General features: G+C 48.5%; 15 protein-coding genes and 2 pseudogenes. 7 read left to right on the forward strand and 10 right to left on the reverse strand.

What is annotated here, in order from left to right; translation table 11 throughout:
• Positions 1-26: 26 nt before the first annotated feature.
• On the forward strand, positions 27-863 hold the full coding sequence (locus IB222_RS10720) for an ion transporter (protein WP_003833361.1): 837 nt from the start codon (positions 27-29) through the stop codon (positions 861-863).
• Positions 864-900: 37 nt separating this feature from the next.
• On the opposite strand, the gene IB222_RS10725 is transcribed toward IB222_RS10720, so the two are convergent.
• Both IB222_RS10725 and cls read right to left on the reverse strand, forming a co-directional pair.
• A complete protein-coding gene (locus tag IB222_RS10725) occupies positions 901-1,230 on the reverse strand; it encodes an HI1450 family dsDNA-mimic protein (protein WP_003020691.1) in 330 nt (109 codons plus the stop codon).
• 34 nt (positions 1,231-1,264) lie between these two features.
• Positions 1,265-2,725, reverse strand: coding sequence for a cardiolipin synthase (cls, locus tag IB222_RS10730; protein ID WP_003020687.1), 1,461 nt, complete (start codon positions 2,723-2,725; stop codon positions 1,265-1,267).
• Positions 2,726-2,867: 142 nt separating this feature from the next.
• Here cls and IB222_RS10735 point away from each other — a divergent pair, with 142 nt between their 5' ends.
• Positions 2,868-3,041, forward strand: coding sequence for a YciY family protein (locus IB222_RS10735; RefSeq protein WP_003020684.1), 174 nt, complete (start codon positions 2,868-2,870; stop codon positions 3,039-3,041).
• A 51-nt stretch (positions 3,042-3,092) separates the two neighbouring features.
• Here the strand turns inward: IB222_RS10735 and IB222_RS10740 are convergent, their stop codons facing one another.
• Positions 3,093-3,389, reverse strand: a complete 297-nt coding sequence (locus IB222_RS10740; protein ID WP_003020675.1) for a YciI family protein — start codon at positions 3,387-3,389, stop codon at positions 3,093-3,095.
• Positions 3,390-3,604: 215 nt separating this feature from the next.
• Between IB222_RS10740 and tonB the strand changes: the two genes are divergently transcribed.
• Entirely contained in the window at positions 3,605-4,333 is a 729-nt protein-coding gene (gene tonB, locus IB222_RS10745) for a TonB system transport protein TonB (protein WP_168150127.1), read from the forward strand.
• A gap of 64 nt (positions 4,334-4,397) precedes the next feature.
• Here the strand turns inward: tonB and yciA are convergent, their stop codons facing one another.
• The 4 genes and pseudogenes from yciA to IB222_RS10765 form a co-directional block, all read right to left on the reverse strand.
• Positions 4,398-4,799 (reverse strand): acyl-CoA thioester hydrolase YciA, encoded by a 402-nt coding sequence (gene yciA, locus IB222_RS10750; RefSeq protein WP_003020670.1) that lies wholly within the window; start codon positions 4,797-4,799, stop codon positions 4,398-4,400.
• A gap of 165 nt (positions 4,800-4,964) precedes the next feature.
• Positions 4,965-5,504, reverse strand: a complete 540-nt coding sequence (locus IB222_RS10755) for a septation protein A (protein WP_003020667.1) — start codon at positions 5,502-5,504, stop codon at positions 4,965-4,967.
• 54 nt (positions 5,505-5,558) lie between these two features.
• The gene (locus IB222_RS10760) at positions 5,559-6,302 is read right to left on the reverse strand and encodes a YciC family protein (RefSeq protein WP_003020663.1); all 744 of its coding nucleotides are present in this window, start codon (positions 6,300-6,302) and stop codon (positions 5,559-5,561) included.
• 28 nt (positions 6,303-6,330) lie between these two features.
• A pseudogene (locus tag IB222_RS10765) lies at positions 6,331-6,408 on the reverse strand (YkgJ family cysteine cluster protein); the annotation flags it as partial.
• A gap of 292 nt (positions 6,409-6,700) precedes the next feature.
• On the opposite strand from IB222_RS10765, the gene ompW reads away from it, so the two are divergent.
• Both ompW and IB222_RS10775 read left to right on the forward strand, forming a co-directional pair.
• Positions 6,701-7,339 (forward strand): outer membrane protein OmpW, encoded by a 639-nt coding sequence (ompW, locus tag IB222_RS10770; RefSeq protein WP_003833354.1) that lies wholly within the window; start codon positions 6,701-6,703, stop codon positions 7,337-7,339.
• Positions 7,340-7,765: 426 nt separating this feature from the next.
• A complete protein-coding gene (locus IB222_RS10775) occupies positions 7,766-8,482 on the forward strand; it encodes a YebC/PmpR family DNA-binding transcriptional regulator (RefSeq protein ID WP_063940825.1) in 717 nt (238 codons plus the stop codon).
• 358 nt (positions 8,483-8,840) lie between these two features.
• On the opposite strand, the gene IB222_RS10780 is transcribed toward IB222_RS10775, so the two are convergent.
• Entirely contained in the window at positions 8,841-9,278 is a 438-nt protein-coding gene (locus tag IB222_RS10780) for a hypothetical protein (protein WP_223240868.1), read from the reverse strand.
• A gap of 259 nt (positions 9,279-9,537) precedes the next feature.
• On the opposite strand from IB222_RS10780, the gene IB222_RS10785 reads away from it, so the two are divergent.
• Together IB222_RS10785 and IB222_RS10790 are read left to right on the forward strand one after the other, a co-directional pair.
• On the forward strand, positions 9,538-9,813 hold the full coding sequence (locus tag IB222_RS10785; RefSeq protein ID WP_003833349.1) for a hypothetical protein: 276 nt from the start codon (positions 9,538-9,540) through the stop codon (positions 9,811-9,813).
• A 186-nt stretch (positions 9,814-9,999) separates the two neighbouring features.
• Positions 10,000-11,472: pseudogene (locus IB222_RS10790) on the forward strand (GGDEF domain-containing protein).
• Between the two features lie 32 nt (positions 11,473-11,504).
• Here IB222_RS10790 and trpA read toward each other — a convergent pair.
• Together trpA and trpB are read right to left on the reverse strand one after the other, a co-directional pair.
• Entirely contained in the window at positions 11,505-12,311 is an 807-nt protein-coding gene (gene trpA / locus IB222_RS10795; RefSeq protein WP_149384847.1) for a tryptophan synthase subunit alpha, read from the reverse strand.
• Complete coding sequence (trpB, locus tag IB222_RS10800) at positions 12,311-13,504, reverse strand: tryptophan synthase subunit beta (RefSeq protein WP_003020645.1); 1,194 nt, start codon at positions 13,502-13,504, stop codon at positions 12,311-12,313. The genes trpA and trpB overlap by 1 nt, the downstream gene beginning before the upstream one ends.
• Between the last annotated feature and the right edge of the window lie 4 nt (positions 13,505-13,508).

Here is a 13,508-nt window from a genome sequence, read left to right on the forward strand (position 1 = left end):
TCAGCCCTTTTTTTGGTGAGGTATCTGTGCCAGGTTTAGTCTCTTCTGTCCGCCGTGCGCTCTATCGCAAATTATTTGATTTAAATACCCGTTCAGGGCGTCGCTTTGAAGGTATGTGCGCACTATTTGCCTTGCTCAGCGTTATCGTTATCTTCATTGAGTCCGGAGTAGGGACGCAATACCATTTAACCTTTGAGGAATGGCGCGTTTTTGTCTGGCTGGAGATCTTTATTACTCTGGTCTTCACCCTCGAATATCTTCTGCGCTTATGTTGCTGGGCCAACCCCGCTAAATATGTGTTCAGCTTCTGGGGGATAATTGACCTTGCTACCATTCTGCCGCTGTATGTGATGTGGCTATGGCCGGAAATCAGTCTGAGTTATGTTTTCGCCTGGCGGGCGATGCGTGTCCTTCGCGTCCTGCGTATTCTCAAGCTGCTGCGCTTTATGCCTTCTTTACGGGTGTTCTGGAATGCGTTAAAAAGCGCCCGACATCAGCTGATGTTGTTCTATTCCTTTATCGCCATTCTGATGGTGGTTTTTGGCGCGATGATGTATCTGATTGAAGGGCCAAAATATGGGTTTACTACGCTGAATGCGTCGGTGTATTGGGCGATTGTTACTGTAACCACCGTCGGCTATGGCGATATCACGCCACACACACCGTTGGGGCGCATGGTGGCGTCTGTGCTTATCCTGATTGGTTACTCGGTGATTGCAATACCGACGGGATTGATTACCACGCACATGAGCAGTGCGTTCCAGCAGCGCGGGCACCAACGAAAATGTCCGCAGTGCCAGCAGGCGCAGCACGAACATAGTGCGCAATTTTGTAACCGCTGCGGAAGTAAACTACCGGGCTAAAAATGAAAAAAGCTGCGAGAGCAGCTTTTTTGTTTGATTATTCGCGCCAGAGAATATGGCAGAGCTTATGATCTTTTTCGCGACATAATAAAACGCGCGCAAAAATATCGTTAATCTCGCCGTCTTCTGTATCTGCCAGACCAATCACCACCTCGGCAAAGAAGTCAGGGTTCAGGTCAAAATCTACATGCTCCTGCCAATCTTCTGCCGGATCGAACAACTCGGCACCGCCACGCTCTTCAAACTGCAAATTGAACAGAATGATGTCGGCTGGATCCAGATTGTCCGCAGCCAGTTCGAGAAAAATGTCGTAAGCCTGCTCAAGCGTTTCGTCTTCGGTCAGGCGATTGTTCAAATCCATATCCATAATGACTACCTGTTTACTGTCTGATGGGCACGTTTTACAGCAACGGACTAAAGAAGTAAAACAGTCGCTCTGCTATCCTCTGCCAGAGTGGTCGTTTTACCCACAAACGGGCATCAAGCAGGCGTGAACGCGAAATATAATCATCCTGCACTGCCGCGAGATCGCCACCGAATCCGGCATCATCAATGACCAGCGTGATTTCAAAATTGAGCCACAGGCTGCGCATATCCAAGTTAACCGTCCCGACCAGGCTCAGCTCGCCATCGACCAGTACGCTCTTGGTGTGCAGCAAGCCACCTTCGAACTGATAAATTTTAACGCCAGCTGCCAGCAGCTCGGTGAAAAAGGCCCGGCTTGCCCAGCCAACCAGCAGGGAGTCATTTTTACGTGGAAGAATGATACTGACGTCAACCCCACGCTGCGCTGCCGTGCAGATCGCGTGCAACAGATCGTCGCTGGGGACGAAGTAGGGGGTGGTCATAATTAAATATTCACGCGCTGAATAAGCAGCGGTTAGCAGCGCCTGATGAATCAAATCTTCAGGGAAACCAGGTCCCGAGGCGATAGTGTGAATGGTGTGGCCGCTGGCCTGCTCAAACGGCATGATATTGACGTCTGGTGGCGGAGGCAAAATGCGCTTTCCGGTCTCAATTTCCCAGTCGCAGGAATAGACAATGCCCATAGCAGTGGCGACAGGACCTTCCATTCTCGCCATTAAATCAACCCATTGCCCGACACCCGCATCCTGTTTGAAGAAACGCGGGTCGACCATGTTCATGCTGCCGGTATAAGCAATGTAGTTATCTATCATGATCATTTTGCGGTGCTGACGCAGGTCCATACGGCGTAAAAATACACGCATCAGGTTCACCTTCAGCGCTTCTACAACCTCGATACCTGCGTTACGCATCATCGCCGCCCAAGGGCTGCGAAAGAACGCCACGCTGCCAGCGGAGTCCAGCATCAGGCGACAGTGAATGCCACGTCTCGCGGCAGCCATTAACGACTCGGCTACCTGATCGGCCATACCGCCAGGCTGCCATATGTAGAACACCATTTCGATGTTGTGGCGCGCCAGTTGAATATCACGGATCAGCGCCTGCATCACGTCATCTGAACTGGTGAGCAACTGCAGTTGGTTTCCCTTAACCCCGGCTATTCCCTGACGGCGCTCGCACAGTTTAAATAACGAAGAGGCTACGCTGCTGTTTTCCTGGGCAAAAATATGCTTGCAGGCTTTGAGGTCGTTCAGCCATTTGGCCGTTGACGGCCACATGGCCCGGGCGCGTTCGGCACGTCGCTTACCCAGGTGGAGTTCACCAAAGGACAGATAAGCAATGATCCCTACCAATGGCAGAATATAGATGATCAACAGCCAGGCCATTGCGGAGGGCACTGCGCGTCGTTTCATTAGAATGCGTAATGTTACGCCAGCAATGAGTACCCAGTAACCCAGAATGACCAGCCAACTCACCACGGTGTAGAAGGTTGTCATAAATTTAAAAATCCTTTTGAAAGCGTATTGTTAAGAGTTTACGCATCAGGATTAATCTGGCAAATAAAAACAAGGGAAAACCACTGGTCTGCATTCGGTCTGGCGTTATAATGGCCGCTCAGTGACTGAAAGAGTAGTAAACATGAAGCGTAGTAGAACGGAAGTGGGACGCTGGCGGATGCTGCGTCAGGCTAGCCGCCGTAAAGCACGTTGGCTTGAAGGACAATCGCGTCGTAATATGCGTATCCACACTATCAGAAAGTGCATTCTCAACCACCAGCGTAACTCGTTGTTGTTTGCGATCCACAGCATCTGATCCCAAAAGGGCACCGCTGGCGGTGCCCAATGTCTGCTTTGCGTTCTGTTTTTAAAATACTTTTTTGTACGGTTTTACTGAAACCTGCGCATACACGCCCGCCGCGACATACGGATCGGCTTCCGCCCACGCCTGTGCCGCCTCCAAAGATTCAAATTCGGCAATCACCGTCGAGCCGGTAAAACCCGCCGCACCGGGATCGTTACTATCGACCGCTGGCATGGGGCCCGCCGTGAGCAACCGACCTTCGTCATGAAGGAGTTGCAGGCGAGCCAGATGAGCAGGGCGCACGGAGAGACGTTTTTCGAGAGAGTCTGCGATATCTTGAGCGTAAATAACATACAGCACGGGTAGAGCTCCTTGAACGGTAAAAGTCGTTAATAACGTTATTGGAAAGGCCTAACAACTGCAACGGAAAGATAACTGATATGTTAAGGCCATACTCTGAAAGCGGTTTTTTATCATAAAATCGCGTTTTAAATGTCAGTTACCGCCACGGGCTTATTGAATATGATTGCTATTTGCATTTAAAATCAGGGCCTGGTTTTTTTACTGAAACGATTATGACTTCAATGACCCTTGATTTACCTCGTCGCTTTCCCTGGCCAACGTTACTGTCTGTCGGCATTCATGGTGCCGTAGTGGCTGGTTTGCTGTATACCTCGGTACATCAGGTTATTGAACTGCCTGCGCCAGCGCAGCCGATCTCTGTCACGATGGTCGCGCCTGCCGACCTTGAACCGCCTCAGGCCGTTCAGCCGCCGCCGGAACCCGTTGTCGAGCCTGAACCGGAACCAGAACCGATTCCAGAGCCACCAAAAGAGGCACCGGTGGTGATTGAAAAACCGAAGCCCAAGCCTAAACCGAAGCCAAAACCGGTGAAAAAGGTGGAAGAGCAACCGAAACGCGATGTTAAACCAGCAGAACCGCGCCCGGCCTCCCCACTGGAAAATACGGCACCTACTCGCACAATGACCAATACCGCGCCGGCAACTACCAGCAAACCGGTGGTCAGTGCGCCATCAGGTCCACGCGCTTTAAGCCGTAATCAGCCTCAGTATCCGGCGCGAGCTCAGGCGCTGCGCATTGAAGGACGGGTAAAGGTCAAATTTAACGTAACGCCGGATGGTCGGGTTGAAAATGTGGAGATCCTGTCTGCACAGCCTGCCAATATGTTTGAGCGTGAAGTGAAAAATGCGATGCGTAGATGGCGTTATGAGGCAGGTAAACCCGGTTCCGGACTCGTGGTGAATATTGTTTTCAAATTAAACGGCACAACGCAAATCGAGTAAGCATCAGGCCGTCCGGCAATGATCAAGAGTGATGATTGCCGGATAGCATTACTGGCGTGTGCTATCAGGCCAACGTGGGAATTGGACGCGGTTTCCCGTCTTTATCAACGGCAACGTAGATAAACAGAGCTTCGGTGGCTTTATAGCGCTGCCCAATAGGTTCAGAAGCGACTTTCTTCACCCAAACTTCAATATTGATGCTGATTGAGGTTGTCCCGCGTTTCACACAGCGCGCGTAACAACACACTACATCACCTACGGCGACCGGCCGCAAAAAGCTCATTCCTTCAACCCGCACCGTTACCACACGACCATGTGCGATCTCTTTGGCCTGAATCGCGCCACCTATATCCATTTGTGACATCAGCCAACCGCCAAAAATATCACCATTCGCGTTGGTATCTGCAGGCATGGCCAGAGTACGTAAAACCAGTTCACCCTGGGGAGTGTTATTCGTTGTTGTCATTGTAGAACCGACTATAGAGAAAGATTACAGGCGCGATGCTACTAGAATTTGTGCGTTGAGAATAGAGGGGATGCGGCGTGCAGAGCAGATGTAAGCCAGGTTGTCAGCACAATGGAACGCGAGGGGATAAAAATTCGCCAGATCCGCAGATCTGGCGAGCATGTATTACGATTTATCTTCTTGCGGCAGATGACGGTAAATATAGACTCCACTCAGCAGCGTAAAGAATAAAGTCAGGGCGGTCAGGCCGAACACTTTGAAGTTGACCCAAATGTTCTGCGGTAGCCAAAATGCAATATAGATATTCGCCAGACCACACAGGATGAAAAAGACGGCCCAGGCTAAATTAAGTTTCGACCACACCGGCTGCGGCAGGGTCAGCTCTTTACCTAACATGCGCTGAATTAGCGGCTTTTTCATTACCCACTGGCTAACCAGCAGAGCACCAGCAAACAGCCCGTAAATCACCGTTACTTTCCACTTAATGAATTCATCGTTGTGGAAAAAAATAGTCAGGCCACCAAATACGGCCACCAGGACAAAGGTGATTAACGCCATCTTCTCGACCTTGCGATAGCGAACCCAGCTGTAAATCAACACTACAGCCGTCGCGACAATCAGCGCCGAGGTCGCCGCATAGATGTCATAAAGCTTATAAAAAGCAAAAAAGACAACCAGCGGTAAAAAATCAAGAAACTGCTTCATTCTTCGATTCCGTCATCAAAAGCACCGGGTACAAGCCCGGAATGCGTTCAGGGTTTATTGGCGAATCAGCATGTACAGGCGGAACAAATAGATCAGCAACACGGCGGAGATCATATTGCTCAGCGTATTCGCCAATACCGCGCCTACATTCGGCGTAAGTACTGCAAAACTTGGCGCAAAAAGCAACAGCAGCGTTTTTGCCAGCAACCAACCGATCACTGCCGGCGCAACCAGTCGCATATTCGACCACGCCAGACGCATACTGTTGCGCATCGCGGCAAAGACACCCATTTTGTCCTGTACCAACATCACCGGTGCGAGTGCCAGCAGGATCGCCAGCAGAATACCGGGAACAACAACCAGCATAATACCGATTTGCACCAGCAGAGTAGTCAAAAAAATCAGAATAAACAGCTTTGGCAACACTGGCGCACTGGCACCGATGGCGCGTAATGCGCTGACCCGATGACCTGCTGAAATCAGCTGAATCATCAGGATGACTCCCCCGGCGAGAATGGCATTACCAATCAGACCGGAAAACGTCGACGCCGCGGAAGCGCGTAGCAAAATTTGCTGCTGCTCCGGGGTCATGTTTTGCACCAGATCGAACAGCCCCACGCTACTGGTTAACTGATCGCCTTCACTGAGTTGCGCAATTTGTGCGTCAGTGGGGGAAAAGGCATGCCCTAACACCACTGTGATAAACGCGCACAACAACGATACCAGCAAGATGGTAATGAATTGATTACGGAAAAAGTTTCCCGTGTCACGGTAAACGGACTTCGCCGTGATAGACATGCACTCTCCTTGAGTTTTGCAGGTGTTCATTTGCGGGCAATTGTACCCTGGATAACTCTACAGTGGCAGCATCGCGCGATGTATGGAAAAGCATATCTTTGTAAAGCTGCAGTAATTTTTAGCTATGACTTCAGCGTCGTGCATGAACGCTGTTTGTTATCTGCGCATCACGAGCAGATATCCATCACCCATCAGCAATGAGCTGGAGGTACTTGCACATTGAAAATATATCAAAATTGATCTGAATTAATTTAACCAGGATTTTGAATGCAAGTTCTAACTTAATCTGGATCAATAAATGTTAAATTATCAAAGTCAATGTGATCCATGTTAGATCACTTATTACTCCAATGTGGGTATATTCGTTCCGCTTTTATAACCATAACGATGGAGCGGACATGAAAAAATTAACAGTTGCAGCATTGGCTTTAACAACTCTTCTCTCTGGTAACGCATTTGCGCATGAAGCTGGAGAGTTCTTTATTCGTGCAGGTTCTGCCACCGTCAGGCCGACGGAAGGTGCAGGTGGTACGCTGGGCAGCTTAGGTGGCTTTGATGTCAGCAATAACACGCAGTTGGGTCTGACATTTACCTACATGGCAACCGACAATATCGGTGTTGAATTACTGGCAGCTACGCCGTTCCGCCATAAAATCGGCACTGCTGCAACGGGTGATATTGCCACCGTACATCATTTACCGCCGACGTTAATGGCGCAGTGGTACTTCGGTGACTCCAGCAGTAAACTGCGTCCGTACGTAGGTGTTGGGGTGAACTACACGACCTTCTTCGATGAAGGCTTTAACGATAACGGTAAAGAAACAGGGTTATCGGACCTGAGTCTGAAAGATTCCTGGGGCGCAGCAGGGCAAGTTGGTATGGACTATCTGATTAACCGTGACTGGCTGATTAACATGTCGGTGTGGTACATGGATATCGACACCACCGCAAGCTATAAAATGGGCGGTGTACAGCAGCGAGACAGCGTACGCCTTGATCCGTGGGTGTTTATGTTCTCTGCGGGTTATCGTTTTTAAGTTTTTCTGCAAACCCCCTGCAAAACTGGTCATCAAATGGCCAGTTTTTCCATTCTTTTCCACACGTGTCGTTGTCTTGAACGGCCATTATTTTGCGCCTCTGGCCTGACAAAATTTGTGTGTCGATACCTCGCTATAAGCAGTACTGCGCTAACTTTAATAGCAAGTGTGTTTATCTGGAATATCACTTTTGTTTCTCTTCTCTTATGCATTATTGTTGCGGTTCATTTATTACGCACAAAAAACCTGAAGATAGTCAGGGGATAATTTATCCAAAATGTTAACTATTGATAAAATTAAAGTAACATATCGTAAAATTTGGATATTTTATTTTTCATGGACGAGGATTTATACGCCATGATATAATGTAATGCTAGGTTATTTACCTGTCGGCTATGTAAATGAATTTTTGAGGAGATCATTCCAGTGGGACGTAAGTGGGCAAATATTGTTGCTAAAAAAACAGCTAAAGACGGAGCAACGTCTAATGTATATGCAAAATTCGGTGTAGAAATTTATGCTGCTGCTAAACAAGGCGAACCAGACCCAGAATTAAATACATCTTTAAAATTCGTTATTGAACGTGCTAAACAAGCGCAGGTTCCAAAACACGTTATTGATAAAGCTATTGATAAAGCCAAAGGCGGCAGCGATGAAACGTTCGTGCAAGGGCGTTATGAAGGCTTTGGTCCCAGTGGCTCACTGATTATCGCTGAAACATTGACTTCAAATGTTAACCGTACGATTGCTAATGTCCGCTCAATTTTTAATAAAAAAGGCGGGAATATCGGAGCGGCTGGTTCTGTCAGCTATATGTTTGACAATACCGGAGTGATTGTATTTGAAGGGACAGATCCTGACCACATTTTTGAAATTTTGCTTAATGCTGAAGTAGATGTTCGTGATGTAACCGAAGAAGAAGGAAACATCGTTATTTATACGGAATCTACAGATCTTCACAAAGGCATTGCTGCTTTAAAAGCCGCAGGGATTACTGAATTCACTACCACAGAATTAGAGATGATTGCTCAATCAGAAATTGAACTTTCACCAGAAGATTTAGAAGTCTTTGCAGGGCTTGTTGATGCCCTTGAAGATGACGATGATGTTCAAAAAGTATATCATAACGTTGCAAATCTCTAATGATAGATTAAAAGAATCTGTCATTATGGCAGATTTTTTTAACTCATAGGGTTGTTATGAAGAAGAATGTCTGGCCTTAACTTCTTAGGTACGCGATAAACGTTATACGTCCAATACGCCCCGCGATATCCTGCATCCACTCAGCGCCGCTATGAACAATTGAGATGTTAACTCCATCATTCCAGGTCATCCTGATGCAAGCACAACGTGAGTTCCTCGCTTATCGCTGTCCCGACAGTATGAGTGAAGCTTTTCATCAGACTTTTCATCAGATAGTCTGGTCCGCTTCACGCTCAGAGTCGTCCAGCGATTGACAGTCTCAGGCAGTATGGAAACAATGAGTACAAGTACACTGTTATTACAAACTCGGATATTTTCCATCGTCATCAACTAAAAAGATCTGAGATAGATACCAGGTATCATTTTCTTTGGACAATTGATATTCATAAATAGGTGAATAATACTGCCTTGATAATTTGGTCGTTACGACCGCTATTTTTTCAGTAATCTGAACCGATATGATCTTCTCTTGCTCAGGGTCATGACTAGACTCAGAACCAAAAGCTATAGGCTCGCCCTGAAAACCAGGTTTTGTATATTTTTTCAAAAGCTCATTCCAACCCTTCTGGGCCTGGAGCATAACTTCTTGCTTTCCATCGTTCTGATTTCTCTGGAATGACTGGTCATTCCAATATTTATAATCCCTCTGGAAAGCGGTGACTACCTGTTCCGGAGTATTTGCCAGTATGTCCCCAGCGCTTAAAAATCCAACGCTTAACACAACTAATTTAATCAACAGATGTCTCAACAAGTTCACCCATATTTGGTATGCTTTAAAGCAGTGTCTCGCAAGGGACTTTTTGAAGTCAACTTAATTAATAGCTGCACAACCAGGATGATTGAACTGTATAGATTCCGAGCATGCCTGACAGTAGTTAGCAACCAGGAAACATTCCCCTCGTTCTTCATTTAAAAATTCTGGGGAAAACATCGAGCCTTTCTCCCCTTTGATGTAGTGCTACTCTTTAAGCAAACCAACTTTGAGGGTAGTGCTGATGATGTTGACCCGCCATCTGCTACAGCAAAAAATCACACTTCTGGAACCGTTCTCCGAAGATCAAACGGCAGCGTTTGCCGTGAGTGCTGCACGTGAGTTATTGCTTTACATGGATAAAATTGAGGCGCTGGAGAAAATTATTGCGACTCCGGTTACACTACCTTATTGCAGCGCAAGTCCGGTTTGTGAGATTGAGGCGGGCTATGCCGCAGGCGTAAACGACTGCCGCGAGGCCATCCGGCGGGCAGGATATCCTATCGAAGGTGATGATTAGTTTGCGCTTATGTTAACAAATATGTGTTTTTAATGTATAAATCTGTAACCTAAGCGCGCGACTGCGGGCTACATCAACTTACCTGCTTCGGGGTGGCAAACATTCTCTATCAACGTACAACGCTGTTATGCAACAACATAAACGGGTAACCGATTTGGCAATACTGTTAACTATCAGGGTGGACTCGTGAAGATTGTGCAGGATAAGCTCAGAAACAGGCAGGCACTGCTGGTATCAGGGCTCATTACGTTGATATTTACTTCGTTGTTTCTGTTTATTATTTATGAACAGCGAATGGCTGCAGCCAGTGAAGGTGTTAACCGCCTGCAAGCGCGTATGATGGACATTTTTAACGATAACGAGCTGATCGCCGATGCGATTGGTGAGCGTTATCACCATATCAAAACGGGGGAACAATGCGGCGATATTTCAAAATTTGTTCTCCGGGATGAGGATGAATGGGGAATTAACGCCGATCCAAAGCGACTGCATTCGGCGACGGGGACAATGGTTGCCCAGCAAACCAGTCACAACGCGCTGTGTATGTATACGGCGGCTGAATTTATTCGCGGTATGGTCAATGAGCTAAACCCGGGCAGCTTCGATGCACATCGTTATATCATCGCCAAAAATTCAGATTATTTTTACTGGTTTATGGCTTCCGATTCACGCAATTTCAGTTTCTCAAATTCTGAAATGGCGCGGGATATCACTCAATTTTTCTACCCGCCCGTCGATTTCTATACCCGATTACTGCAAAAAAACGTCAAAAACAAAGCGCTTAGTTCGACGAATTTTTATACCGATAAAATTACCGGTGAAAAAGCTTACAGCGTGGTGAGTTATATCTACGATCTGTCTGGCAAAGAGATATCAGACCAAATCGTAGCCTATCTGGTCTATGACCATTCAAAGCCCGAATTGCAGGAAGCGTTAGCCCAGGCATTTGACAACCAAATTCCACCGGAGCTGAACGTGGAGTTGGTGAATTTAACAAACCATGAGAGTCTCTGTTTATCCGGCAAATGTACAAGTCAATCCCGCTTTATGGTGCGCAATTTTTCGGAGAAATATGCACTGCACTATTCGCTATCATTAGGTCGTTTTATGGTACGCGACACACATGCTGGGATCGTGATTCTGCTGGCGCCGTTCTTTTTCATCATGATCAGTTTCTCACTCAAATCATGGCTGAATGAAAGCGACCTCAAGGTTTATATCGATACTCTGACCGGCTGTTTTAACCGCCGAATACTCGACATTATCAAGCGTCGGGATTTATCACACTGTTCGGTGGTGCTACTGGACTGCAATAAATTCAAGGCCGTCAATGATACCTGGGGCCACGCGGCAGGCGATCGCGCGCTGCAAATTATCGCCAACAGGATGCTGTCAAACACCCGCACCAGCCACGATATTGTGATTCGTACCGGCGGGGATGAATTTATGATCCTGCTGTTTCGATCATAGGCAACTGACGCTATAGCAATCGCGCAACGTATTAGCGGGCAGGTGACCAGTCATGTGTTCGTTGTGGACGGCCATACCGTGCCATTGTCAGTATCGTGGGGAATTGCAGAGGTGAACGATGAACTGGATGTGGCCATTCAGAATGCGGATAGCGCTATGTATAGAATGAAGCACACGAAAGAAGGGTGAAACCGCCAGCTGTCACTGGCGGTTGATTTAACTTACTGCTGGGTGGCGGTTTTCATCGCGCTGACAAACGCTTTCAGCTCAGCCAGCATCTGATCCGGTGCCGCAACATTTTTCTCAATGATCTTCACAATTGCCGAGCCGGAAATTGCGCCGGCAGCACCGGCTTCAATAGCACCAGCGACCTGTTCAGGCGCAGAAATACCAAAGCCCTGTAAAGAAGGCGGAGCATCATATTGTTTCAGCTTTTCAACCAGATGATGCAGCGGTAATGCCGCACGATTTTCTGCACCGGTCACACCTGCACGTGAAAGCAGATAAGTGTAGCCACGGCCATAAGAGGCAATCTGGCGTAGCAGTTCTTCATCAGCGTTCGGAGGGCAGATGAAAATTGGTGCAATATTGTGGCGGAGCGCTGCAGTTCTGAACGGAGCTGACTCCTCAACAGGCACATCGGCCACTAACACAGAATCCACACCCACTTTTTCGCACTGGGCATAAAACTCGTCAATGCCCTTGCTGAAGACCAGGTTGGCATACATCAGCAACCCAATGGGAATCGTCGGATGCTTCTGGCGAATCAGCGCCAGCATTTCAAAGCATTGCGACGGTGTAACGCCGGCGGCAAACGCTCGCAGGGTGGCTTCCTGTATGGTCGGACCGTCTGCCAGCGGATCGGAGAAAGGAATGCCGAGCTCAAGCGCGTCGGCACCGGCCTCAATCAGCGTATCAATGATTTTCAGTGACTGCTCAACAGACGGATCGCCCAGGGTTACGAAGGGGACAAAAGCACCTTCTTTGCGGTCCTTCAGCTGTGCAAACAGGTTTTTGTAACGTTCCATCAGATTTCCCCTCGCGCTTTCAGAATATCGTGTACGGTGAAAATGTCTTTGTCGCCGCGACCGGAGAGATTAACCACCAGTAACTGCTCTTTTTCCGGATTTTCACGCATCATTTTCAACGCGTGCGCCAGGGCATGGGAGGACTCCAGTGCCGGAATAATTCCCTCGTGCAGACACAGCGTTTTGAAGGCTTCCAGTGCTTCATCATCGGTGATTGAAACATAATCTGCGCGGCCAATGCTGTTCAGGTACGCGTGCTGTGGCCCAACCGATGGGAAGTCCAGCCCTGCAGAAATAGAGTAAGACTCTTCGATCTGTCCTTCTTCGGTCTGCATCATCGGGGACTTCATGCCGAAGTAAATCCCGACACGACCATGCTTCAACGGTGCGCCGTGCTCTCCAGACTCAATTCCGTGACCGCCCGGCTCTACGCCAATCAGACCTACGCTGGTTTCATTAATAAAATCGGCGAACATACCGATGGCGTTAGAACCGCCGCCCACGCAGGCGATAACGGCGTCCGGCAGACGACCTTCTTTTTCCAGAATCTGCGCCTTGGTTTCTTCACCGATCATGCGCTGGAACTCACGCACAATGGTCGGGAAGGGGTGCGGGCCAGCCGCCGTACCGAGCATGTAGTGCGCGGTATCGTAGCTGCCAGACCAGTCGCGCAGCGCTTCGTTACAGGCATCTTTCAGGGTGGCGGAACCGCTGTGAACCGGGATGACTTCAGCACCCATCAGACGCATACGGAAAACGTTAGGCGACTGGCGTTCAACGTCTTTCGCACCCATATAAATACGGCATTTCAGACCCAGCAATGCGCTGGCGAGAGCAGATGCAACCCCGTGCTGACCCGCGCCGGTTTCGGCGATAATTTCCGTTTTACCCATGCGCTTCGCCAGCAACGCCTGACCCAGCACCTGGTTGGTTTTGTGCGCGCCGCCGTGCAGTAAATCTTCACGCTTGAGATACAGCGTTGTGTTGGTGCCTTGAGTAATGTTCTGGCACTTGGTCAGTGCGGTTGGGCGACCCGCATAGTTTTTCAGCAGGTCTGTAAACTGCGCCTGAAATTCAGGATCTTTTTGCGCGCTGACAAAAGCTTCTTCCAGCTGGCGCAGGGCAGGCATCAGAATCTGTGGCACATACATACCGCCAAATTCGCCAAAGTACGGATTGAGTAATGTTGTCATGTCC

This window comes from Citrobacter sp. C13, assembly GCF_014596815.2.
GTDB classification, from domain to species: Bacteria; Pseudomonadota; Gammaproteobacteria; order Enterobacterales; family Enterobacteriaceae; genus Citrobacter; species Citrobacter portucalensis.

Coding starts and splice junctions, on each gene's coding strand:
- IB222_RS10755 (WP_003020667.1), bottom strand. CDS start 5,504: ATGAAGCAGTTTCTTGATTTTTTACCGCTGGTTGTCTTTTTTGCTTTT.
- trpA (WP_149384847.1), bottom strand. CDS start 12,311: ATGGAACGTTACAAAAACCTGTTTGCACAGCTGAAGGACCGCAAAGAA.
- yciA (WP_003020670.1), bottom strand. CDS start 4,799: ATGACAACAACGAATAACACTCCCCAGGGTGAACTGGTTTTACGTACT.
- cls (WP_003020687.1), bottom strand. CDS start 2,725: ATGACAACCTTCTACACCGTGGTGAGTTGGCTGGTCATTCTGGGTTAC.
- IB222_RS10785 (WP_003833349.1), top strand. CDS start 9,538: ATGATGTTGACCCGCCATCTGCTACAGCAAAAAATCACACTTCTGGAA.
- IB222_RS10725 (WP_003020691.1), bottom strand. CDS start 1,230: ATGGATATGGATTTGAACAATCGCCTGACCGAAGACGAAACGCTTGAG.
- IB222_RS10760 (WP_003020663.1), bottom strand. CDS start 6,302: ATGTCTATCACGGCGAAGTCCGTTTACCGTGACACGGGAAACTTTTTC.
- IB222_RS10735 (WP_003020684.1), top strand. CDS start 2,868: ATGAAGCGTAGTAGAACGGAAGTGGGACGCTGGCGGATGCTGCGTCAG.
- ompW (WP_003833354.1), top strand. CDS start 6,701: ATGAAAAAATTAACAGTTGCAGCATTGGCTTTAACAACTCTTCTCTCT.
- trpB (WP_003020645.1), bottom strand. CDS start 13,504: ATGACAACATTACTCAATCCGTACTTTGGCGAATTTGGCGGTATGTAT.
- tonB (WP_168150127.1), top strand. CDS start 3,605: ATGACTTCAATGACCCTTGATTTACCTCGTCGCTTTCCCTGGCCAACG.